This is a genomic window from Streptomyces sp. NPDC127068 (assembly GCF_042724695.1).
Classification (GTDB): domain Bacteria; phylum Actinomycetota; class Actinomycetes; order Streptomycetales; family Streptomycetaceae; genus Streptomyces.
On the sequence record NZ_JBHXEN010000022.1, the window covers coordinates 50,798 to 73,681 of the forward strand.

The window sequence follows — 22,884 nt, forward strand, 5'->3', positions numbered from 1 at the left end:
CATGTCCGAGCGCCCCTCCCCGTCCCGTCCGGTTACCGCACCGCGGTCGGCCCGTCTCGCGGCGCCGTCCGCGGACCGGGCGAACGCGCTGCACCCCGGTGCCTGGTGGGTGTGGGCCCTGGGCCTCGGGGTCGCGGCGTCCCGCACCACCAACCCCCTGCTGCTGGGGCTGCTCGTCGCGGTCGCCGGATACGTCGTGGCGGCCCGCCGCACCGAAGCGCCGTGGGCGCGTTCGTACGGCGCGTTCGTGAAGATCGCGCTCGCGGTCCTCGGCATCCGGCTGGTGTTCGCCGTGCTGCTCGGATCGCCGATCCCCGGGACGCACGTCCTGGTCACCCTGCCGGAGCTGCCGCTGCCCGCCTGGGCCGAGGGCGTGCGGATCGGCGGGCGGGTCACCCTCGAAGGACTGGTCTTCGCCCTCTACGACGGGCTGAAGCTCGCCGCCCTCCTCATCTGCGTGGGCGCCGCGAACGCCCTGGCCAATCCGTCCCGGCTGCTGAAGTCGCTCCCGGGCGCGCTGTACGAGGTCGGGGTCGCCGTCGTCGTCGCGATGACGTTCGCCCCGAACCTGATCGCCGACGTACGGAGGCTGCGGGCCGCCCGGCGGCTGCGGGGCCGCCCGGACCGCGGACCGCGCGGGCTGCTCCAGGTCGCGCTGCCGGTCCTGGAGGGCGCGTTGGAACGGTCCGTCGCCCTCGCCGCGGCGATGGACGCGCGCGGCTACGGGCGCACCGCCTTCGTCCCGGCCCCGGTGCGCCGCCTGACCGCCGCGCTCACCCTGGGCGGGCTGCTCGGAGTGTGCGCCGGGACGTACGGACTGCTCGGCGCGGACGGCGCCGGGTACGCGCTGCCGCTGCTGCTCCTCGGGCTGTGCACCGCGCTCGGCGGGCTGTGGCTCGGCGGCCGTCGCTCGGTGCGCACCCGCTACCGCCCCGACGGGTGGGGGCCGCGGGCCTGGCTGGTCGCCGGGTCGGGGACGTGCGCGGCGGCGGTACTGATCGGGTGGGGGACGTTCGGCGGGGCCGCCGCCGAGGTGCTGCGGCCGGGGGTGGTGCCGCTGACGGCTCCCGAACTGCCGCTGTGGCCGGCCGCGGCGATCCTGCTCGGGTTGCTGCCTGCCTTCGTCGCACCGGCGCCGCCACGACGTACGGAACGCCCGGCCGGGTCACCCGATCCTGCGGGGCCGTCGAAGGAGGCGAAGGGTTCGTGATCCGTTTCGAGAACGTGTCCGTGCGGTACGACGGCGCCGGGCGGGACGCGCTCGCGGGCGCCGACTTCGCGGTGCCGGAAGGCGAACTCGTCCTGCTCGTCGGCCCCTCCGGGGCGGGCAAGTCCACCCTGCTCGGCGCCGTCAGCGGACTCGTGCCGCACTTCACGGGCGGCACCCTGCGCGGTCGGGTCACCGTGGCGGGCCGGGACACCCGCACCCACAAGCCGCGCGAACTCGCCGATGTCGTGGGCACCGTCGGTCAGGACCCGCTCGCGCACTTCGTGACCGACACCGTCGAGGACGAACTCGCCTACGGCATGGAGTCCTTGGGCATCGCCCCGGACGTGATGCGCCGCCGGGTCGAGGAGACCCTCGACCTGCTGGGCCTCGCCGAGCTGCGGGACCGGCCGATCGCCACCCTGTCCGGCGGCCAGCGCCAGCGGGTGGCCATCGGCTCGGTCCTCACCCCGCACCCCCGGGTCCTGGTCCTCGACGAGCCGACCTCGGCGCTCGACCCGGCCGCAGCGGAGGAGGTGCTCGCCGTCCTCCAGCGGCTGGTGCACGACCTCGGGACCACCGTCCTGATGGCCGAGCACCGGCTGGAACGCGTGGTGCAGTACGCCGACCAGGTGCTGTTGCTGCCCGGCCCCGGCCCCGGCCTCGACGCCCGCCCGGTGCTGGGCCCGCCGGCCGAGGTCATGGCCCACTCGCCCGTCCACCCGCCGGTCGTCGCCCTCGGGCGGCTCGCCGGCTGGTCACCGCTGCCGCTGAGCGTCCGGGACGCGCGGCGCCGGGCGGCGCCGCTGCGGGACCGGCTCGCCGACGCGCCCCCGCCCGCACCACCCGCGGCTCCGGTGGTTGCCGCGCCCGTCGCCGAGGTCCGTGGCCTGGGCGTGCGACGGGGCACGGTCGAGGCGCTGCGCGGGGTCCACCTCACCCTCGGGGCGGGGGAGACCGTCGCCCTGATGGGCCGCAACGGCGCCGGGAAGTCCACCCTGCTGTCGGCGCTCGTCGGCATGGTGGAGCCGACCCGGGGCACCGTCCGGGTCGGGGGCGCCGTGCCGCACCGCACCCGACCGCGTGACCTGGTCCGCCGGGTGGGACTCGTTCCCCAGGAACCCCGCGACCTGCTGTACGCCGACACGGTGGCCGCGGAGTGCGCCGCCGCCGACCGGGACGCCCAGGCCCCGCCCGGCACCTGTCGGGCGCTGGTGTCCGAGCTGCTGCCCGGCATCACCGACGACACCCATCCGCGTGACCTCTCCGAGGGACAGCGGCTGGCCCTCGCGCTCGCCGTCGTCCTGGCCGCCCGCCCCCCGCTGCTGCTGCTCGACGAACCCACCCGGGGCCTCGACTACGCGGCCAAGGCCCGGCTGGTCGGGGTGTTGCGGGGGCTCGCCGCCGACGGCCACGCCATCGTGCTTGCCACCCATGACGTGGAGCTGGCCGCGGAACTCGCGCACCGGGTGCTGATCCTCGCGGAGGGCGAGGTCGTCGCGGACGGTCCCGCCGCCGAGGTGGTCCTCGCCTCCCCGTCCTTCGCCCCGCAGGTCGCCAAGGTCCTGGGGAGCGGGCCGTGGCTGACCGTGGCCCAGGTGCGGGAGGCCCTGCGATGAACCGTCCGGACGGTACGGCGCGGGCGGTGCGGTGGGGGCCCCGGTCCGCCGCGGCGCTGCTGCTGGTCGGCGCGGTCGGGGTGGCCGGCTTCGGCTGGCCGTTCCTGGCGGCTCCCGCCTCCTCGGTGAACGCCCACGCGCAGGACGCGCCCTGGCTCTTCGCCGCCCTGCTGGTGCTGCTGATCGGAGTGGTCGCGGCGACGATCTCCGAGTCCGGACTGGGCGCGAAGGCGGTGGCGATGCTCGGCGTGCTGGCCGCGACGGGCGCCGCGCTGCGGCCCCTCGGCGCGGGGACCGCGGGCCTGGAGCCCATGTTCTTCCTGATGGTGCTGAGCGGGCGGGTGCTCGGGCCCGGCTTCGGCTTCGTGCTGGGCTCGGTCACGATGTTCGCCTCGGCGCTGTTGACCGGCGGAGTCGGCCCGTGGCTGCCGTTCCAGATGCTGGCCATGGGCTGGTTCACCCTGGGCGCCGGACTGCTGCCCGGGTCCGAGCGGCTGCGCGGTGCGGGGGAGCGGCTGCTGCTGGCCGGGTACGGGTTCGTCGCGGCGTTCGCGTACGGCACGGTGATGAACCTCGCCGGCTGGCCGTTCATGGGGGAGCTGACCTCGTCCGTCGCCTTCCGGCCGGGGGACCCGGTCCCGGAGAACCTCGTCCGGTTCCTCGCCTACTGCCTGGCCACCTCGCTGGGGTGGGACCTCGGGCGGGCGGTGCTCACCGCCGTGCTCACGCTGGCGCTGGGCGGCACGGTCCTGAAGGCGTTGCGGCGCGCGACCCGGCGGGCGGCGTTCGACGCCCGCCCCGCGTTCACCGAGGGGTCCGCGTCCACGGACGGGTCCGCGGTCACCGAAGGGCCCGCGCGCGACCCGATTCCTGCGACGCCGGTCACATCCACCGGCCCCACCGAGTGCGGCCCCGACCGCGGTCCGTGAGCGGGGCGGGGGGCGGCCGGTGAGGCATCCCACAGGGCTTCGGCCCTCCACTAGGCGGGGTCGTAGCCGGATCGCCTTGACGTGTTCGCGTCGTCAGGGGGTCTGACCTGCGGTTTGAGAGCCACGTCACAACAGGGGTCGGTCCGGCACATGCGACTCCCACTAGTAAAAGGGGTGATTGCGGGACGTTCCCGAACCTGTTTCTCTGGACCGAGTCGCAAGGCGCCACGAGCCCACCCGGGCCGCGGCGCCCTCGCATTCCCCACCCCGGCACCGCCGTGGGGACGGAACGCGGGTGACCGTCCTTGTCCCCGGCCGAAAGGTCCGCAGTGTCTGTCTCGTTCGCCACCTCTGCTTCCCTGCTCCGCCGTGTCGCGTCCCCCAAGAAGGCCCTGACCGGTGTCGCCGTCGCCGCCGCCACGACCGGAATGCTGCTCGCCGCAGCCCCGGCCCAGGCCGCCACCGCGCCGCAGGCAGCCCCGGTGACCGCCAAGGCGGCCCAGGCGACGTCGGCCAAGGCGATCGCGAAGAAGCTGATCGCGAACGACTCGCAGTACGCCGCCTTCGAGAAGATCGTCACCCGTGAGTCCAACTGGGACGTCACGGCGCAGAACTCCTCCTCCGGCGCCTACGGCCTGGTCCAGGCCCTGCCCGGCTCCAAGATGTCGACCCACGGCTCGGACTGGCGCACCAACGCCGAGACCCAGATCAAGTGGGGCATCGACTACATGGAGGACCGCTACGGCAGCCCCGTCGGCGCCTGGAACTTCTGGAAGGCCAACAGCTGGTACTGAGCGGCCCCCGCTCGACCTCCGCACGACCCCCCACCGGGGCGACAGAACGGCGACACCCGACCGGGTGCCGCCGTTCCTTCGTTCCCGCGTCCGTTCCCGCTTCCGCTACGTCACCGGGTCAGCGACCCCGGTACGCGTCGTGGACGGTCACCGTCGAGACGTTGCCGTCCCGGTCGACGAGCCGGGCCCGCAGCGAGACGTCCTGACCCGCCGCCGGGTTCCGCACGCTCACCTTCCCGTCCCGTACCTCTCGCTCGTCCCAGCTGGCGCCCCCGTCGTACGAGGCGTGCACGGTGAGGGAGCGCACCGCGGTGCCCGCGGCCGTGCCCTCCACCCGGACCGGGAACACCTGGACGCGGCCCGCGGGGACCGTCCCGTCGGGTGCCACCCGGGCGTCGAACCACGTGACCGAGGCGGGCAGCCGCGTCTCGCCGGCCGGCCCGGCGGCCGAGCGGAAGGTCCAGCTCGCGTCCACCCGGGACGCGTTGGTGGCCACCGTCGCGGCCCGGGTCACCGAGGTGCTCAGCCGGTACTCGGCCTCGTCCGCAGGCACCCGGAACGACTTCCAGCCGAACAGCGCGTCGTCGTTCTCCCCGACGAGCACGTCCCCCCGGTGCAGGGTCGTCCGCACCGAGGTGAGGTCGGACGAGCCCAGGTTCCGTCGGGCGTCCGAGAAGAGCGGCACCGCACCGTAGATCTCGTTCCCCGCGCGGTACAGCCCGAAGCCGTCGCCCAGCCGGGGGCCGAGCACCCCGGTGTTGAACGCCTTGCGGTAGGTGCGCCCGGGGCGGTAGGTCTCCGGCGCGGGCAGGCTCTGCCAGACCTCGGAGACCGGCCCCCACTCGCCCACGGCGCCGCTGTACTGCCGGTACTCCATGTCCCAGGCGACACCGGGCAGTGCGGAGACGTGCACCTCGCGTCCGCCCGGCACCCGCTGGGGGACGCGGGCGGTGGGAGCCTTGGTGCCCCCTTCCACCAGGGGCCACATGAACAGCGCGCCCTCCTTGCCGGGGACCGAGGAGCCGATCCTGGCCCGCACCGTCGCCAGCTCGGAGTGCCGGTACCGCTTCACGTAGCCGGTGGTGAAGGCGTTCGGCCGGATCAGGTGCACGGTGTTGTACTCCTCACCGCGCCCGTTCACCCACTGCCCGCCCCACTGCTGGGTGAGCCATCCGTCGGGCACCCGCTCGCCCAGGTGCGCGGTGCGCAGGGCGGTGTAGGAAGGCAGTGCCCACACGAAGTTCCGGGTGTGCTCCCCGGAGCTCACCTTGAAGGTGGGACTCGCGCTCACCGGTGCGGCCCCGGCGTCGGGAACGGTGATGTCGACCTGGCGGGCGGTACGCGCGTCCACCGTGACCCGGGTGTCCTTGGTGAGCCGCAGCCGGGGTTGGACGAGGAGGTCCGCCCCCTTCGAGGCGTCGTTCAGATCGACGTACACCGGATTGACGAGGGCGTAGTCACCGGCAGGGACCCGGAGCCGGGCGGTGCCCGAGGGGTCGTGCGGCTGCTCGTACAGCCCCTTGGCGAGCCCGGTGAGCCCGTTCAGGGAGGTGGCGTGCTCCGCGGTCGGCAGGCCGTCGCGCCCGAGGGTCTCGATCGTCAGGTCGTACGACTCGACCTCGCGGTGCACCGTGGCGACGCTCCGCACGGTCTGCCCGCCCCCGGTGGCGACGACCTCGGCGGTGTACTGCCCGTCGACGTCGCCGCCGAGCCGGGTGTCCGCGGTCAGCCCGACCGAGGCGCTACCGCCCGCCGGCACCGTGACCCGGGGCGACCCGAGCGCGAAGAAGCCCTGCGGAGCGGGCCGCCCCTGCTGGTCCTCGCCCGTCACGCTCAGGTCCAGGACGACGTCCCGGGACCCGGTGTTGCGATAGGTGACCTCCTTGGTGCGCGGAACGTCGTCGTGGTGCGGCCACTGCGCCGTCCCGAAGCCCAGGGAGACCGGGTCGGTGAAGACGGTCTGCCCCAGTGCCCGGTCGACCTGGAGCCGACCCGTGCCCTGGACGAGGGTCGGATCGCCGGTGTCCTTCGCGGAGGCGATCAGGGCGCCCTTCAACTCCCGCTGGGTCCAGTCCCGGTGACGCTGCTTCAGCAGGGCCGCCGCGCCCGCGACGTGCGGCACCGCCATGGACGTGCCGCTCATCGGGGTGTACCCGCTCGGGTCCGCCCCGCCGTCCGTCAGGGAACTGGCCGCGGCCTTGATGTCGACGCCCGGCGCGGTGAGTTCCGGCTTGACGAGGTCGGTGCCGACGCCGGGGCCACTGCCGGAGAAGTCCGCGACCTTGTCGGCGGCGTCGACCGCACCCACCGCCAGCGCCTCCTCGGCGGTGGCCGGCGAACCCAGCCAACCGCGGCCCGCGTTCCCGGCCGCGACGGCGAACAGCACGCCCTTGGTCCGCGCCAGTGTGTTGACCTGGACCTCCATCACGTCCAGTTCGGGGGTGTCGTCGGCGCTCAGGCTCAGGTTCACGATGTCCGCGCCCTGCGCCGCGGCCCAGTCCGCGCCGGCGGCGACCCAGGACAGCAGCCCGCTCCCGCCGTCGTTCAACACCTTGCCGTTGAGCACCGAAGCACCGGGCGCCACCCCCTTGTGGGTGCCGCCGGACCGGGCTCCGCTGCCCGCCGCCGTCGACGCCACGTGGGTGCCGTGGCCCTGGTGGTCCTTGGTGTCGGCCGCGTCCGTGAGGTTCTGCTCGGCGACCACCCGCCCCGCGAGGTCAGGATGGGTGGCGTCCACTCCGGTGTCCAGCACGGCGATCTTCACCCCGGTGCCGTCGTACCCGGACTGCCAGGCGGCGGGTGCCCCGACCCGGGGGACGCTCTTGTCCAGGCTCGCCTCGGTGACCGCGTCCAGCCAGACCCGGTCGATGCCCGGCGCGGCGGCCCGGCCACCGGAGCCCCGGGGGTCGGTGAGGGCGTTCCACAGCTCCGCCGCGCCGTCCCGGGAGACGGTCAGGGCGTCGGCCCCCAAGGTGGCCAGGCTCCGGGCGAGCCGGGTGCCGTCGGCGCCCCGCACCTGCGAGCGGGCGGCGTCCCGGGAGCGGGCCCCGTCCCCGTAGCGGACGATCACCTTGAGCCCGCTGCCGTGCAGGGTGCGGTAGGCCGCCTTCGCGCGTTCGGTGACGTCGAACAGTCGACGGTCGAGCGTGCCGTTGTCGATCAGCGGCCGGGCGTCGGCGGGGACGACGTGGGTGTGGCCGTCGACCTCGTAGCTCTCGACGGCGATCCGTTCACGGCCCGCGGCCCGTTCCACCGAGACGAGGCCGCCCTTCTCGTCCACCACGGCCCGGTCCCCGGTGAGCAGCGGGACGGTCCGCAGTGGCCCGGTGCTCGGCTTCTTCGTTCCGGTCGTCGAGCGGTCCGGCGGTTCGGCGCCGGGCAGGGCCGACACCGGGGTGGTCAGCCCCGCCGTCAGGCCCGCGACGGTCGCCAGCGCGGCCACGAGGGTTCGCGCTCTGGTGCGTTGAATCTGCATGTCTCCCCCCAGAGGGACAGAGTCGGAGAGGCAGATTCGACCAGCCGTCCGCCCGCTCCGGCCGCGCCTTCGACGCACCCGGCGCGATCGCGCCAGCCGAGCGGCGGGTTTCCCCCGAGGAGCAGGGAGGTGACTCCCGTCACCTTGCGGAGTCAGGGGCCGTCACCCCTGGTGGACCCTGCGGCCGGCCGCCACCCGGAGCGGGGCGGGCCGGTTGGCGGCCCGCCCCCCCGGCCGGGCCGCCAAGTCAGTCGCGCGGGCGCCCCGTCCGTCGAGGGGCGGGCGCACGGCAGCCGTGGGTCCGCTGGATGCCGCGCCCCGGGCCGGGCCCATCGGCGGGCCGGAATCCCGGGGCAGTGAACGTTTCCCCGGCGTGGCGCGTCTAGGCTGACGTACTCGTCCGTCCACCGCCCTCCGGGCCCAGCAGAAACGGTCATCGTGGTTCCCGAGCCGTCAGCCCTCACTACGCCCCGTACGGACGCGGCGCCGGAGCTCCCGTCACAGCAGGCGCGTGCCGGAGCCCTCCGGTCACAGACGCTGGCGCCTTCCGGAGTCCCCGCGGCGCGGCCGGCCCCGGGGGAATCGGGCACCGGACCCGGGGCCGCGGGCACCGCACCGCACCGCCTGGTGGCCTTCGCCTGCCGCTACCGGGTGCCGCTGCTCGTCACGGTCCCCACGCTGCCGTTGTACGCGCTGTGGTGGGCGTTCCTCGCGACCGGTGCCGGTGACCTCGCCGCGCAGGTGGCGTGGACGCGGTTCGCCACCGAGAACCCGGGCTCGCCGTACAACCTCTTCTGGTACGGCGGCATGCACGTGCCGAACTACAGCCTGCTGTCCCCGTACCTCATGGCGGTCGTCGGCGTGCCGGCGGTGACCGTCGCCTCCGGCATCGTGTCCACCTGGTTCGCGGCCCTGCTCGTCGAGCGCACCGGAGTCCGTCGCCCCCTGGGCCCCGCGGCCCTGCTGTCGATCGCCCTGTGGTGCGACGTCGCCTCCGGTCGGACCACCTTCGCGCTCGGCCTCGCCTTCGGGTTCGCCGCCCTGGTCGTCCTCACCGGACCCCGCCCCGCGCTGGTCCGGGCCGCGGTGCTGGCGCTGCTGTCCACCATGGCCAGTCCGGTGTCCGGGCTGTTCCTCGTCGTCGCCGGCGGTGCGTGGTTCCTGGTGCGGCGCTGGGGCCCGGCCCTGGTCCTGTTGGTGCCCCCGGCCGCGGTCGTCGGCCTGACCACCCTGCTCTTCCCGTTCAAGGGCGAACAACCGATGCCCGCGGGTCGCATCCTGGAGCCCGCCGGGTTCGCGCTGGCGGTGGCCGTCGCCGCGCCCAAGCGCTGGCGCGTCGTCCGACTGGGCGCCCTCATCTACGCCGTCGGCGTCGTCCTCAGCCACCTCATCTCCTCGCCGATCGGCACCAACGTGGAGCGCCTGGCCCTGCTGGCGGCGCCCGCGGTGCTGCTCGCCGCGCTGCTGGTGCCCGAGGCGGACCGGCTGCGCCGGGCCGTGCTCGCGGTGGCACTGGTGCTGTCCTCGGTCTGGCTGACCCACAAGACCGTGGACGACCTGATCGTGTCCACCAAGGTGCCGGCCTGGGCGAAGAACACCGAGGACGTCATCGCCGAGCTGGAACGGCTCGGCGCGGACCGGACGCGGATCGAGGTCGTGCCCGCCCGCAACCACCGCGAGGCCAGCGCCTTCGCCCCGCACATGAACCTCGCCCGGGGCTGGAACCGGCAGCTCGACGTAGAGCGCGGCCGGCTCTTCTACGACGGATCGTTCTCCGAGACCACGTACCGCGACTGGCTCGACCGGTGGGCCGTCGGGTTCGTGGTGCTGCACGACGGGAAGCCGGACGGCCCCGCGCGGGCCGAAGCCGCGCTGGTCCGCTCGGAGCCCGAGTGGCTGGAACCGGTGTGGCGGGACGCGCACTGGCGCGTCTACCGGGTGCGGGACGCCGTGCCGCTGGCCTCCGCACCGGGCACCGTGCTCGACTCCAGCAGCACGGACGTCACCGTCCGGATGGGCAGCGCCGGGTCCTCCACGGTGCGGATCGCCCACTCGCCGTGGCTACGGGTCGAGGGCGCCTGTCTGGAGCCGCACGGCGAGTACACCCGCCTCGTCGCCCCCGAGGCCGGCACGTACCGCATCGAGTCGTCCTGGGGGGCCCGCCCGAGCAGCGGGACCTGCTCCTGACCGTCGGAGCGAGAACGTGAGAACACAGAAGGGGGGCGCGGCGTGTGACGCCGCGCCCCCCTTCCGCGTTCCCGACTCCTCCGGGGCCGTCAGCTCTTCCGGCCCGCCGAGGCGCCGCTCAACGCTTCGGCCGGGGGGCCCTTCTGCTCGGGGATCTTGACCGACTCCTCGGTCCCGGCCCGCCTGGCCCGGGGCCCGGCGAACAGGTAACCGAGCCCGAAGCCCGCGGCGACCACGGCGCCCCCGCCCACCGCGTCCAGCACCCAGTGGTTCGCCGTGCCGACGATCGTCGCCAGGGTGATCGCCGGGTGCAGCGCGCCCAACAGCTTCATCCACGCCTTCGGGGCGAGGATGACGATGACGACCCCGCACCACAGGGACCACCCGAAGTGCAGCGAGGGCATCGCCGCGTACTGGTTGGTGAGCCCGGTCAGGGTTCCGTAGTCGGGCTTCGAGAAGTCCTGCACGCCGTGGATGGTGTCGACGAACCCGAGACCCGGCATCAGCCGCGGCGGAGCCAGCGGGTACAGCCAGAACCCGAGCAGCGCGAGCAGGGTGGCGAAGGCCAGCCCGGTCCGCGCCCACCGGTAGTCCACCGGCCGCCGCACGTACAGCAGTCCGAGCACGGTCAGCGGAACCACGAAGTGGAAGGACGTGTAGTAGAAGTTGAAGAAGTCCTCAAGCCACGGCAGGCTCACCACCTGGTGGTTCACCCAGTGCTCGACGTCGATGAACAGCGCCTTCTCGATGGCGTGGATCTGTTCGCCGTGCGCCTCCGCGGTCTCCCGTCCCGAGGTGGCCGCGAGCCGCACCTGCTGGTAAGCGGAGTAGCCGACCCGGATCAGCAGCAGTTCCAGCAGCAGGTTCGGTCGGCTCAGCACCCGCCGCCAGAACGGCACCAGCGGCACCCACTTCCAGCGGGCGGGCACGGGGGCGGCGTACTGGGTGGGCGTCGGGTCGTCGTAGTGCGGCGAGGTCCGCGACAGGAACGGCACGAAACAGGCCGCGGCGAGCGCCGCGATCAGGATCACGTTGTCCCGCAGCGGATGCATGACGCCCATGTTCGGCAACATCATCTTCGCGGGCAGCGTCATCGCCAGGATGACGGCGACGGGCCACACCGGCCGGTCGGCGGCGCGCTTGCCGACCCGGCCGACGACGGCGAGCAACACCCAGAGCAACTGGTGCTGCCAGGCGGTCGGCGACACCGCGGCGGCGACGCAGCCGGTGATGGCGACGGCGAGCAGCAGCTGCCCGTCCTGGGCGTAGCGCACGGCCCGGCGCAGGCCGAGGAAGACCACCGCGGCGGCGAGCGCCAGGAACAGCGCCCACTCCAGCGGTCCGCTCAGCCCGAACCGCAGCAGCGCCCCGTGCAGGGACTGGTTGGCGAGTCCGTCCGGGGTCGCGCCGAGCCCGGCGCCCGCGATCTGCTCGATCCAGTACGTCCACGAGTCGTCGGGCATCGCGGCCCAGGCGAGGGCGGAGCACGCGGCGAAGGTGGCCCCGGCCGACACCGCCGCCTTCCGGCGGCCGGTCAGCCACAGCAGCGGGGCGAACAGCAGCACGGTCGGCTGGAAGGCGGCCCCGATGCCGATCAGGATGCCGCTGGCCCGTTCTCCCCGGGCGGCGAAACAGCCGAGCAGCACCAGCAGCACCGGGATGATGCTGGTCTGGCCCAGGTACAGGGTGTTGCGCACCGGGAGGGACAGCATCAGCAGGCAGACCGCCACCGGTGCGGCGAGCAGTGCGGTGCGGCGGGACACCGGCCCGGGCAGGGCGCGTGCGGCGACCAGGCCGAGGGCCGCCACGAGCAGGAGGGTCCCGAAGGTCCAGCCCCAGCCGAGGGCTTCCTCGGCCGCGCTCGCGAAGGGTTTGAGTACGAGTCCGTTGAACGGGGTACCGGTGAACTGGTCGCTGTCGTAGACCGACCCGGGGACGTGCAGCACGCCGTCCGTGCCGATCCAGGTCCCCAGGTCGGTGAGGCGTTCATCGGGCGGCTGTCGCACTATCACCGCGACCTGTCGGACGGCGAGCAGCGCCGCCATCAGCCACAGGCCGATGCGGACGGCCGCGATCCGGGGGTGCACCGCCGTTGCGGTCGGCCCCCCAGGTCTCGCTGCTCGTGCCTCTCCTGGTCCGTGCTCCGTCTCAGCCACGCCGCGTCGGCCCTCCCGCCCCGTTTCGCTCACTGCGCTCATCGATGTACGGCCTGTCTCGATGGGCCGACCCTAAGAGGCTCGCATTGCCCGTGCGAAGAGACGCAGGCAACCCCCGCTTCACCTGACAGCCTCTTTACTTTTGATCGGACGACGATAGTGGGGAAAAGGCTCAGCGCTGAACGCGGAATGCGATCTTGATCACACTCTAGCCGGTTCGTGCGGGCCGCTCTCCGGGCGTCACCCGCCCTCCGGAGTGCGCGGTGCGCAGGGCGCGCGAGGGGCGCCGCGCCCCCTCGTTCCGCGGTTGCTCCGGCATTTCGGCCGTGCGCCCGAACCACCCCACCGGAGGACCGGGCGTCCGGCCGAGGGCACCGGAGGCGGAGCCGGGATAGGTTCTGTGAGAAACACTACTGAGCGGGATCGAGGAAAGCGGGGAGTCCGTTCATGGCCGAGCAGGAGCGTTGGGACGCCGTCGACGACTACGTCACGTCCGCACTGGCCCTCGCCGACGAGGCGCTGGACGCGGCGCTGGGCGACAGCGACGCGGCGGGGTTGCCGCAGATCGCGGTCGCCGCGAACCAGGGCAAGCTGCTCCAGCTGCTCGCCGAGGTGCAGGGCGCGCGGAAGATCCTGGAGATCGGGACCCTCGGGGGGTACAGCACCATCTGGCTGGCCCGTGCGCTCCCGGCCGACGGTCGACTCGTGACCCTGGAGTACCAGGCCGCGCACGCCGAGGTCGCGCGGCGCAATCTCGCCCGGGCCGGGCTGGACGGGGTGACCGAGGTCCGCGTGGGCGCCGCCCTGGACACGCTCCCGCTGCTGGAGGCCGAGGGCGCGGGCCCCTTCGACTTCGTCTTCATCGACGCTGACAAGGTCAACAATCCGCACTACCTCGACTGGTCGCTGCGGCTCACCCGGCCCGGCTCGGTCATCGTCTGCGACAACGTGGTCCGCGGCGGGGCCGTCGCCGACGCGGACAGCGCCGACCCCGCCGTCGTCGGGACCCGGGCGCTGATCGACCGGGTGGCCGCCCACCCCGGGCTGAGCGCCACCGTCGTCCAGACGGTCGGCACCAAGGGGTACGACGGCTTCCTGCTGGCCCGCGTCACCGGCTGAGCCCGGCCCGACCGGTTTCACACCTCGTGGTAGAAGCCGACGTTGACCGAGCGGGGCCCGGTGCGGTCCAGGATGACGACCTCGCCGGAGGAGCCCGGCGGGAGCGGTGAGGTGCCGCCGTAGGCGAGCGGCTGCGAGGGGCCCCGGCCCACCGTGAGCCGTACCTCGGAGGACGGGTCCACCTGGGAACCGCGCAGCCAGGACACCGTCCAGCTCCCGTCGGCTCCGCAGCGGAACTCCAGATGGGTCCGGGACACGAAGAGCCAGTCGCCGGGGGTGGCGAGGCGACACACGCTCCGGTCCCGCCCCACCCGCAGGACCGAGCCCGCGTCGCTCGTCTCCTCCGCCATCAGCATGCCCGCTGTGGCGCCCGCGTCCGCCTCCGACAACGTGGCCATGGTCAGCTCAAGCACCCGGTGCTCCTTCGTTCCGCCCGGCCCCTGGCGTTGGCCGTGGTCAGTCGCTGTGGTCATGGGGGAGGGTCGCACAGCCCGCGACGCAAAGGGGAGCCCCCGCAGTTCCCCGAGCCCCCTCGGTGCGCCCCGCCGGGCCTGCACGGTCCCCTGCGGGTGCGTGGTGGTTGCCCGCGCCGTTCCCCGCGCCCCTGGGGTACGTCCCTCTGGGCGTGCGCTGTTCAGTGAGCTGCGCGGTGCTCACTCGCGCAGTTCCCCGCGCCCCTTCGGGTGCGCCCACGCAGGGGTGCGCTGTCCAGCGGGGTGCGCTGCGGTGTTGCGCAGTTCCCCGCGCCCCTGATCCAGTACGCCCCGCTCGGCGTCTGCAGCACGGAGCGCCCCAAAGGGGCGCGGGGAACGGCGCGAGCAACCACTGCGCACCCGCAGGAGACAGCGCACCCCAGCCGGGGCGCACCTAGAGGGGCGCGGGGAACGGCGCGGGCAACCACAGCGCACCCGCAGGCGCCGGACAACCGAGTGCCCCGCGCGCCGAAAGGCCGGTCCGATTCAGGGGGCCCCGCCCGGGGAACACCCTGCTCTGGTGTCCGACCGGAACGGACGCCCGTACGGCGTTCCGCGGGGAGGCGGTTGAAGGCATGACCGAACGAGTGGAGCACGGACAACTGTTCATCGGCGGGGCGCTGGCCGACCCCCTCAGCAGCGACGTCATAGAGGTGGTGTCACCCCACACCGGCGAGGTCTTCGCCCGGGTCCCGCACGCGTCACGCGCCGACGTGGACCGCGCCCTCGCCGCGGCCCGGAAAGCCTTCGACCACGGACCCTGGCCCCGGGCCGCCCTCGCCGAGCGCCTGGAGGTCGTGGGCCGGATCAGGGACGGCCTTGCCGCGCGGCACGAGGAGATGGCCCGCCTCATCACCTCCGAGAACGGCACCCCGTACACGTCGAGCGTGCACATGCAGGCCCTGTCCGCCCTGAAGGTGTGGGACGCGGCGATCCTCGTCGCCCGGGACTTCGTCCACGAGGAGCCCCGCGCGGGAGCCTCCGGCCGGCTGCTGGTCCGCCGGGAACCCGTCGGCGTCGTGGCGGCCGTCGTGCCCTGGAACGTCCCCCAGTTCACGGCCGCCGCGAAGCTCGCCCCCGCACTGCTCGCCGGCTGCCCGGTCGTCCTGAAGACCTCCCCCCAGACCCCGCTGGACGCGTACGTCCTCGCGGAGATCGCCGCCGGGGCGGGGCTGCCCGAGGGGGTCCTGTCGATCCTCTGCGCCGACCGCGGGACCAGCGAGTACCTGGTCGGGCACCCGGACGTGGACAAGGTGTCGTTCACCGGCTCGGTGGCCGCGGGCAAACGGGTGATGGAGGTCGCCGCCCGCAACCTCACACGTGTCACCCTGGAGCTGGGCGGCAAGTCGGCCGCGGTGGTGCTGCCCGACGCCGACGCGAGCACCGCCGTCGCGGGCATCGCCCCCTTCGCCTGGCTCCTCAACGGTCAGGCGTGCGTGGCGCAGACCCGCATCCTGGTGCCCCGCGCACGGCACGACGAGTTCGCCGACGGCTTCACGGCCGCCGCGAACGCCCTGCTCGCCGGGGACCCCCTGGACCCGGCCACCGAACTCGGCCCGCTGGTCGCCGAACGCCAGCAGCGGCGCTCCCTCGACTACATCCGGCTGGGCCGGGACGAGGGCGCCAAGGTCCTCGCCGGGGGCGGCCGTCCCCGGGGGTTCGACCGGGGCTGGTACGTGGAGGCGACCCTCCTCGGTCAGGTCGACAACTCCATGCGGGTCGCCCGGGAGGAGATCTTCGGCCCGGTGGTCTGCCTGCTCCCGTACGAGGACGAGGAGGAGGCGGTGCGGATCGCCAACGACTCCGCGTACGGACTCTCCGGCAGCGTGTGGACGGCCGACCCGGAGCGCGGGCTCGACGTGGCGCGCCGGGTGCGCACCGGGACGTACTCGGTGAACACCTTCGACATCGACGTGCTCGGTCCGTTCGGCGGATACAAGGACTCCGGCCTCGGGCGCGAGCTCGGCCCCGAGGGGTACGCCGCGTACTTCGAGCACAAGACGATCCACCTGCCCGCGGGGTGGGACGGCTGACCCCCGCGCCGGGCTCAGTGGCGGCCCGCGCAGGGCGGGTCGAGCAGCCGGCAGGCCGTTTCGACGTCGTGCCGCACCTGTTCGATCGACGCCCGCCCGGACAACCAGGCGATGAGCACCGAGTGCCAGGTGTGCTCGATCACCCGCACCGCGGCCGTCCGCTCGGGGTCCAGGTCGTCCAGGCCCGTGGCGTCCACGATGATCGCGGTGGTCAGCCGGCACACCTCGTCCACCTCGGAGCTGACCGACCGGTCGGCGAAGGTCAGGGCGCGCACCATCGCGTCGGCGAGGTGCGGTTCCCGCTGGAGCGCGCCGAACGCCCCCATCAGGGTCCCGGCGACGCGCTCGGCGGGACCGTCCCCGGCGGGCGGTCGCTTGCGCAACGTGGCGTGCAGGCGTTCCAACCGGTCCCGCATGGTGGCGACCAGCAGATGGACCTTGGACGGGAAGTAGCGGTACAGCGTGCCGAGCGCGACGCCCGACAGCTCCGCCACCTCCCGCATCTGCACCGCGTCGAAGCCGCCCCGGCCCGCGAGTCGTGCGCTGGCGTGCAGGATGCGGCGGCGCCGGGCCTCCTGGCGTTCCGCGAGGGGTGGTGCAGCGGCGGTCCGCCCCTTGGCGTCCCCGGGTCTGGCGTGCGCTGTCATCTACCCGATCGTCCCGTTCCGTGGCCGTCGTGGAGGTCCGGGCGCAGCCGGCCCCGCTCACCCGGAGCGGTCCGGCCCCGCGCCCGGAGGCTTCCCGGACCGTACGGCATGGTAGGGCGCCGCGTCGTGGCGCGAATCACCCGAACCGCCCGGCCACGGAGGGCTACCAGCCGGTAGATTCAAGCTTCTTGAACGAGCGGGTCTGAAACTTGTTCTACATTACCGCCCGCGCATAGGGTCGCCGGTGTACGCCGCGAGAAGGGGGCCACGAGTGACCGCTGAGGCCATGGAGGCCCGCCCCCGATCGGGAGAGGACCCCTCGACCGGTCGGCACGACGGCGCACCCCCCGGGCACGGGGGACGACGGCCGCTGCGGATCGCGCTGCTCAGCTACAAGGGCAACCCCTACTGCGGGGGGCAGGGCGTCTACGTCCGCCACCTGTCCCGCGAACTGGTCCGCCTCGGCCACACCGTCGAGGTGATCGGCGCCCAGCCCTACCCCGTGCTCGACGCCGTCGATGGCGATGGCGCCGGCGACGGACCGGGGCGGCTCTCCCTCACCCCGCTGCCGAGCCTCGACCTGTACCGCGAACCCGACCCCTTCCGCACCCCGGCCCGCGACGAGTTCCGCGACTGGGTGGACGCCCTGGAGGTCGCCACCATGTGGACCGGCGGCTTCCCCGAACCGTTGACGTTCTCGCTGCGCGCCCGCCGTCACCTGCGCTCCCGCCGCGGGCAGTTCGACGTCATCCACGACAACCAGACCCTGGGCTACGGACAGTTGGGCGATCTCGGTGCCCCCCTGGTCACCACCGTCCACCACCCCATCACCGTCGACCGGCGGCTGGAGATCGACGCCGCCGCGGACTGGAAGCGACGGGCCTCCGTCCGCCGCTGGTACGCGTTCACCCGGATGCAGAAGCGGGTCGCCCGGCGCCTCCCGTCGATCATCACCGTCTCGGGCAGCTCGCGCCGCGAGATCATCGACCACCTCGACGTGCGCGCCGGCCGCGTCCACGTCGTCCCCATCGGTGCCGACACCGACCTGTTCACCCCCGACCCGTCCGTCGCCGAGGTCCCCGGCCGGATCGTCACCACCTCCAGCGCCGACGTCCCCCTCAAGGGCCTGGTGCACCTGGTCGACGCGTTGGCGAAGCTCCGCACCGAACACCCGGACGCCCACCTCGTCGTGGTCGGCAAGCGCGCCGAGGACGGCCCGGTCGCCCGGGCGATCGAACGGTACGGGCTCGACGGCGCCGTGGAGTTCGTCAAGGGCGTCAGCGACAGCGCACTCGTCGACCTGATCCGGTCCGCGCAGATCGCCTGCGTCCCCTCGCTGTACGAGGGCTTCTCCCTGCCCGCGGCCGAGGCCATGGCGACGGGCACCCCGCTGGTCGCCACCACCGGCGGGGCGATCCCCGAGGTCGCGGGACCCGACGGCGAGACCTGCCTCGCGGTGCCGCCCGGCGACCCCGGCGCCCTCGCCGCCGCACTGGGCCGCCTCCTCGACGACGAGCAGCTGCGCACCCGACTCGGGACCGCGGGCCGCGCCCGGGTCCTCGACCGGTTCACCTGGGCGCGCGCCGCCGAAGGCACCGTCGAGCACTACCGCACGGCCATCGCCCGCGCGCACCCCGGCCGGGGCGGCGCCCCGACCGCACCGACAGGCGCCGGCCGCACCACGGCCGTCGCCGCCAGGGGGAACAACCGCTGATGCTGACCGTCGACTTCACCCGCTTCCCGCTCGCCCCCGGCGACCGCGTCCTCGACCTGGGGTGCGGCGCCGGACGCCACGCCTTCGAGTGCTACCGGCGCGGCGCCCGGGTCGTCGCCCTCGACCGCAACGCCGAGGAGATCCGCGAGGTCGCCCGCTGGTTCGCCGCGATGCGGGAGGCCGGGGAGGCGCCCCGCGGGGCCACCGCCACCGCCATGGAGGGCGACGCCCTCGCGCTGCCCTTCCCCGACGCCTCCTTCGACGTGGTCATCATCTCCGAGGTGATGGAACACATCCCCGACGACAAGGGCGTCCTCGCCGAGATGGTCCGCGTGCTGCGGCCCGGCGGCCGGATCGCCGTCACCGTGCCGCGTTACGGCCCCGAACGGATCTGCTGGGCGCTCAGCGACGCGTACCACGAGGTCGAGGGCGGCCACATCCGGATCTACCGCGCCGACCAACTGCTCGCCCGGATGCGGGAAGCGGGCCTGCGCCCGTACGGCAGCCACCACGCCCACGCCCTGCACGCGCCGTACTGGTGGCTCAAGTGCGCGTTCGGTGTCGACAACGACAAGGCACTGCCGGTGCGCGCCTACCACAAGATGCTGGTCTGGGACATCATGAAGAAGCCCCTCGCCACCCGGACCGTCGAACGGGCCCTCAACCCGCTGATCGGCAAGAGCTTCGTGGCCTACGCGACCAAACCGCACCTCCCGCCGGTGGACGCCCCGTGACCACCCCCCGCACCGAGCACCTCGTCCTGCCCGGAGTGCTCACCGCGGCGCAGGCGGCGGCCACCGTACGGGCCCTCCTCGCCGTCCAGCGACCGGACGGCGCCATCCCCTGGTTCCGCGGCCACCACCTCGACCCCTGGGACCACACCGAGGCCGCGATGGCGCTGGACGCCGCCGGGGAGCACGAGGCCGCCGCCCGCGCCTACGCCTGGCTCGCCCGCCACCAGAACCCGGACGGCTCCTGGTACGCGGCCTACGCCGACGGCGACCCCGACGACGTCACCGACCGCACCCGGGAGACCAACTTCTGCGCGTACGTCGCGGTCGGCGTCTGGCACCACCACCTCGCCACCGGCGACGAGGAGTTCCTCGACCGGATGTGGCCCACCGTCCACGCCGCCGTCGAGTTCGTCCTCGCCCTCCAGCAGCCCGGCGGGCAGATCGGTTGGCGGCGCGAAGCCGACGGCACGCCCGTCGCCGACGCCCTGCTCACCGGCAACTCCTCCGTCCACCAGGCCCTCGGCTGCGCCCTCGCCCTCGCCGAACGGCGCGGGGAGCACCGGCCCGAGTGGGAGCTCGCCGTCGGAGCGCTGCGGCACGCGATCCAGCACCACCCCGAACGGTTCCTCGACAAGGACCGCTACTCCATGGACTGGTACTACCCGGTGCTCGGCGGCGCGGTGACCGGCCCGGCGGCCCGGCAGCGGATCGCGGCCGACTGGGACCGGTTCGTGGTGCCCGGCCTCGGCGTCCGCTGCGTGTCCCCCAACCCCTGGGTCACCGGCGGGGAGTCCGCCGAACTCGCCCTCGCCCTGTGGGTCGCGGGCGAGCCGGACCGGGCACGGGAGGTGCTCGCCGCCCTGGGCCATCTGCGCGACGAGACCACCGGCCTCTACTGGACCGGCTACGTCTACGCGGACCGGGCGATCTGGCCGGCGGAACAGACCGCCTGGACGGCCGGCGCGGTGCTGCTCGCGGTGGCCGCGCTCGGCGGCCACGAGGCGACCCGCACGGTCTTCACCGCCGAGCGGCTGCCCCGGGGCGTCGCCCCCGCCTGCTGCTCCTGAGCGCACGCCGCCGCTCCCTGACACCGCCTCAGGATGCGTACGCGGTACGGCCCGAAAGGGGGCGAGGGCCCACCCGCATGCGGATGGGCCCTCGTCGTACCGCTGCGGGGGGATCAGCCCCGCTGGATGCCCGAGGTGTCCTGGAGGACGCCGCGGCGACCGTCCTGGGTCTGGGCGATCAGACCCGGACCGCGCTGCTCCACGGCCAGGTACCAGGTGCCGGGGGCGAGCTCGGCGATCGGGTTCGGAGAACCGTCCTCCGGGTACAGGGGCCGGGGAACCGGAACCGCGAACCAGAACGGCGAGAAGTCCCCGCCGGACGGCTGCGGCCCGGGCGCCGGAGCACCCTGCTGCGGCTGGGCCTGCGGGGCACCGCCCGGCGTACCGAACGGGCCCGGCTGCGGCTGACCGCCGAAGGCCTGCCCACCGGCACCTCCCGGGTACCCGTAGCCACCGGCCGGCGGCTGCTGACCGTAGGGCTGCGGGGTCGCCGGGCGCGGGGCGCCGAGCAGCGGGGCCTTGAGCGCGGGCACCAGCGGAGTCGCCACCGCGGCACCGGCGAGCGCCACGGCGGCGATCAGGCCGATGATCAGACCCGTGCCGGCGTCCGGGGTGAGGGCGCCGTTCCCGTCGAACGGGCCGGCGGGGTCGAAGATGTTCCCCAGGGCGCTCCACGCCGAGAAGACCGCGAACGCGACGCCGAACTGGCCGAGGTCGAGCCCCACGACCTTCCGCGGCTGGGACTGGGTGTGGGCGAAGACGATGACCACGGCGGCGATGATGCCCGCCAGGTACATGCTCATCAGGGTCGGACCGCTGTCCCAGGCGTTCGGGTACTCGGTGCTGTCACTGGCCCCGTCGATCGAGTACGTGTCGAGGAACGACGCGATGAAGAGCAACACCGCTGCTCCGATCACCACGCCATCGCCTCTAGTGAGGGAGCGGATGTTCACTTCAGGAAGGTCCTTCGTCCGTCGTCTGGTCGGTCGCTGGTGAAGGGGGCTTCGCTGTCGCCCACGGGCGTGGGCGGAGCGGGGGGTGACCCTCCATCGTAGGCTGACCCTATCGTCGGCCCGGCGAAGGAGTCTGCCAGGCCGGGGCAGGGCATACTACCCACGCAGAAAACTCATGATTCCCTCAGCGATCCCCCGCGCCGCCTTCTCCCGCCACGCTCCGTCGGTCAGCCGGGCCGCGTCCTGGGGGTCGCGCATGTTGCCGCACTCGATGAACACCTTCGGCACCCGCGAGAGGTTGAGCCCCCCGAGGTCGTCGCGCACGTCGATGCCGGTGCCGCCGCCGAGGTAGTTGGCCGGCTTGCTGCCGGTGGCCAGCGCGAACTGCCGGCCGATGCGTTCCCCCAGGTCACGGGAGGGCCCGACGATCGCCGCGGTGTCGGCGGCCCCGGCCTTGACCCGTGCGGGCAGGATCAGGTGGTAGCCGTGGTTGCCCCGGGCCGAACCGTCCGCGTGCACGGACACCACCGCATCGGCCCGGGCCTCGTTGCCGATGCGGGCCCGCTCGTCCACGCACGGCCCCCAGGCCCGGTCCGCGTCATGGGTGAGGATCACGGTCGCGCCCTGCTCCCGCAGCCGAGCGCGGAGCTTGCGCGACACGTCCAGGGTGAAGTCCGCCTCCCGGTAGCCGCCCGGGCCGTCGCTCGTCGTCGTTCCCGTGGCGTCGCACGCCTTGCGCCCGGTGCCGATGTCGACCTCCCGGTTGATCTCCTGGGCGTGCTGGAAGTTGCCCGGGTTGTGCCCCGGGTCGACGACGACCACCTTGCCCGCCAGCGGCGCCTTCGCCGTGGGTCCCCCCGATCCGTCGGACCCGTCGGACGGGGACGGCCCTGTCGCTCCTTCGCCCCCGCTCCTCCCGTCCACGGAGGCGGGACGACCCTCGGGGGAGCCCTCCTGCGCCAGGGCGAGCCCCGCGACGAGCGCCACGGGCAGCAGGACGGCCGCCGCGACCAGGGCCCGGCGGCGGGTGCGGCGACCGGCCGGCGCGGGGACGGAACGGGGTTCGGGGTGGTCTTCTGGGTGGGACACGGCAGCGACTCTAACCCCGGGTCAGCCGCCGGACGCGGTGCGGCGCAGCACGCGCAGGGACCGCGTCGCCCCGATCTCCTCGAAGGCGCCGGAGGCCAACGCCCGGAGGTAGACCCGGTACGGCGCCTGGCCGGTCATGATGTCCACCGGGTCCGGGAACACGTCGTGGATGACGAGCAGACCCCCCGTCACCAGCCGCGGTGCCCAGCCCTCGTAGTCCGCGTTCGCGTGTTCGTCGGTGTGCCCGCCGTCGATGAAGACCAGCGCGAGCGGCGTGGTCCACACGGCCGCGACCTGCGGGGAACGGCCCACCAGGGCGATCACGTGGTCCTCAAGACCCGCCCGGTACAGGGTCCGGCGGAACTCCGGGAGCGTGTCCATCCGGTCCAGCTCCGGGTCCACCGTCTCCGGGTCGTGGTAATCCCAGCCGGGCTGCTGCTCCTCGCTGCCCCGGTGGTGGTCCACGGTCAGCACGGTGCCCCCCGCCGCCCGGGCCGCGTCCGCCAGCAGGATCGTGGAGCGACCGCAGTACGTGCCCACCTCCAGCAGGGGGTGCCCCAGGGCCGCCGCCGTCCGCGCGGCGGCGTACAGCGCGAGCCCCTCGTCGCGGGGCATGAAGCCCTTCGCCTTCTCGAAGGCGGACAGGACCTTCGGCGCGGGCTGGGCGGTCGTCGCCTGGTGCATCGGG

At 74.0% G+C, this 22,884-nt stretch carries 17 protein-coding genes; 10 read left to right on the top strand and 7 right to left on the bottom strand.

The annotated features are described in order from the left end of the window. Position 1: 1 nt before the first annotated feature. The 4 genes from ACFWIA_RS16085 to ACFWIA_RS16100 all read left to right on the top strand — a co-directional run bounded on the left by ACFWIA_RS16085 (position 2) and on the right by ACFWIA_RS16100 (position 4,549). A complete protein-coding gene (locus tag ACFWIA_RS16085) occupies positions 2–1,210 on the top strand; it encodes a CbiQ family ECF transporter T component (RefSeq protein ID WP_387004825.1) in 1,209 nt (402 codons plus the stop codon). Continuing rightward, positions 1,207–2,826, top strand: coding sequence for an ABC transporter ATP-binding protein (locus ACFWIA_RS16090; RefSeq protein WP_387004828.1), 1,620 nt, complete (start codon positions 1,207–1,209; stop codon positions 2,824–2,826). The genes ACFWIA_RS16085 and ACFWIA_RS16090 overlap by 4 nt, the downstream gene beginning before the upstream one ends. After that, positions 2,823–3,755: an ECF transporter S component gene (locus ACFWIA_RS16095; RefSeq protein ID WP_387004831.1), complete on the top strand. Its 933-nt coding sequence runs from the start codon at positions 2,823–2,825 to the stop codon at positions 3,753–3,755. Before ACFWIA_RS16090 ends, ACFWIA_RS16095 begins: the two co-directional genes overlap by 4 nt. A gap of 329 nt (positions 3,756–4,084) precedes the next feature. Further along, entirely contained in the window at positions 4,085–4,549 is a 465-nt protein-coding gene (locus ACFWIA_RS16100) for a transglycosylase SLT domain-containing protein (protein ID WP_387004834.1), read from the top strand. A 118-nt stretch (positions 4,550–4,667) separates the two neighbouring features. On the opposite strand, the gene ACFWIA_RS16105 is transcribed toward ACFWIA_RS16100, so the two are convergent. After that, positions 4,668–8,024: a S8 family serine peptidase gene (locus tag ACFWIA_RS16105; protein WP_387004837.1), complete on the bottom strand. Its 3,357-nt coding sequence runs from the start codon at positions 8,022–8,024 to the stop codon at positions 4,668–4,670. Between the two features lie 627 nt (positions 8,025–8,651). On the opposite strand from ACFWIA_RS16105, the gene ACFWIA_RS16110 reads away from it, so the two are divergent. Beyond that, the gene (locus ACFWIA_RS16110; RefSeq protein ID WP_387004840.1) at positions 8,652–10,211 is read left to right on the top strand and encodes a hypothetical protein; all 1,560 of its coding nucleotides are present in this window, start codon (positions 8,652–8,654) and stop codon (positions 10,209–10,211) included. Positions 10,212–10,300: 89 nt separating this feature from the next. On the opposite strand, the gene ACFWIA_RS16115 is transcribed toward ACFWIA_RS16110, so the two are convergent. Beyond that, positions 10,301–12,256, bottom strand: coding sequence for a bifunctional glycosyltransferase 87/phosphatase PAP2 family protein (locus ACFWIA_RS16115; RefSeq protein WP_387004992.1), 1,956 nt, complete (start codon positions 12,254–12,256; stop codon positions 10,301–10,303). Positions 12,257–12,814: 558 nt separating this feature from the next. On the opposite strand from ACFWIA_RS16115, the gene ACFWIA_RS16120 reads away from it, so the two are divergent. Continuing rightward, positions 12,815–13,486, top strand: coding sequence for an O-methyltransferase (locus tag ACFWIA_RS16120; protein WP_387004843.1), 672 nt, complete (start codon positions 12,815–12,817; stop codon positions 13,484–13,486). A 17-nt stretch (positions 13,487–13,503) separates the two neighbouring features. Here ACFWIA_RS16120 and ACFWIA_RS16125 read toward each other — a convergent pair whose 3' ends face one another. Continuing rightward, a complete protein-coding gene (locus ACFWIA_RS16125; protein WP_387004995.1) occupies positions 13,504–13,899 on the bottom strand; it encodes a hypothetical protein in 396 nt (131 codons plus the stop codon). A 635-nt stretch (positions 13,900–14,534) separates the two neighbouring features. Here ACFWIA_RS16125 and ACFWIA_RS16130 point away from each other — a divergent pair. Continuing rightward, the gene (locus tag ACFWIA_RS16130; RefSeq protein WP_387004846.1) at positions 14,535–15,992 is read left to right on the top strand and encodes an aldehyde dehydrogenase; all 1,458 of its coding nucleotides are present in this window, start codon (positions 14,535–14,537) and stop codon (positions 15,990–15,992) included. A 14-nt stretch (positions 15,993–16,006) separates the two neighbouring features. On the opposite strand, the gene ACFWIA_RS16135 is transcribed toward ACFWIA_RS16130, so the two are convergent. After that, positions 16,007–16,639, bottom strand: a complete 633-nt coding sequence (locus ACFWIA_RS16135) for a TetR family transcriptional regulator (protein WP_387004848.1) — start codon at positions 16,637–16,639, stop codon at positions 16,007–16,009. 271 nt (positions 16,640–16,910) lie between these two features. Between ACFWIA_RS16135 and ACFWIA_RS16140 the strand changes: the two genes are divergently transcribed. The 3 genes from ACFWIA_RS16140 to ACFWIA_RS16150 are packed head-to-tail and all read left to right on the top strand — an operon-like array spanning position 16,911 to position 20,154. Further along, positions 16,911–18,353, top strand: coding sequence for a glycosyltransferase family 4 protein (locus ACFWIA_RS16140; protein WP_387004851.1), 1,443 nt, complete (start codon positions 16,911–16,913; stop codon positions 18,351–18,353). Then, positions 18,353–19,087: a methyltransferase domain-containing protein gene (locus tag ACFWIA_RS16145; protein ID WP_387004854.1), complete on the top strand. Its 735-nt coding sequence runs from the start codon at positions 18,353–18,355 to the stop codon at positions 19,085–19,087. The genes ACFWIA_RS16140 and ACFWIA_RS16145 overlap by 1 nt, the downstream gene beginning before the upstream one ends. Then, positions 19,084–20,154, top strand: coding sequence for a prenyltransferase (locus tag ACFWIA_RS16150; protein ID WP_387004857.1), 1,071 nt, complete (start codon positions 19,084–19,086; stop codon positions 20,152–20,154). Before ACFWIA_RS16145 ends, ACFWIA_RS16150 begins: the two co-directional genes overlap by 4 nt. 113 nt (positions 20,155–20,267) lie before the next feature. Here ACFWIA_RS16150 and ACFWIA_RS16155 read toward each other — a convergent pair whose 3' ends face one another. The 3 genes from ACFWIA_RS16155 to ACFWIA_RS16165 form a co-directional block, all read right to left on the bottom strand. After that, positions 20,268–21,107: a hypothetical protein gene (locus ACFWIA_RS16155; RefSeq protein WP_387004860.1), complete on the bottom strand. Its 840-nt coding sequence runs from the start codon at positions 21,105–21,107 to the stop codon at positions 20,268–20,270. Between the two features lie 156 nt (positions 21,108–21,263). After that, the gene (locus ACFWIA_RS16160) at positions 21,264–22,196 is read right to left on the bottom strand and encodes an N-acetylmuramoyl-L-alanine amidase (protein WP_387004862.1); all 933 of its coding nucleotides are present in this window, start codon (positions 22,194–22,196) and stop codon (positions 21,264–21,266) included. Positions 22,197–22,217: 21 nt separating this feature from the next. Next, the gene (locus ACFWIA_RS16165; protein ID WP_387004864.1) at positions 22,218–22,880 is read right to left on the bottom strand and encodes a class I SAM-dependent methyltransferase; all 663 of its coding nucleotides are present in this window, start codon (positions 22,878–22,880) and stop codon (positions 22,218–22,220) included. Positions 22,881–22,884: the final 4 nt, after the last annotated feature.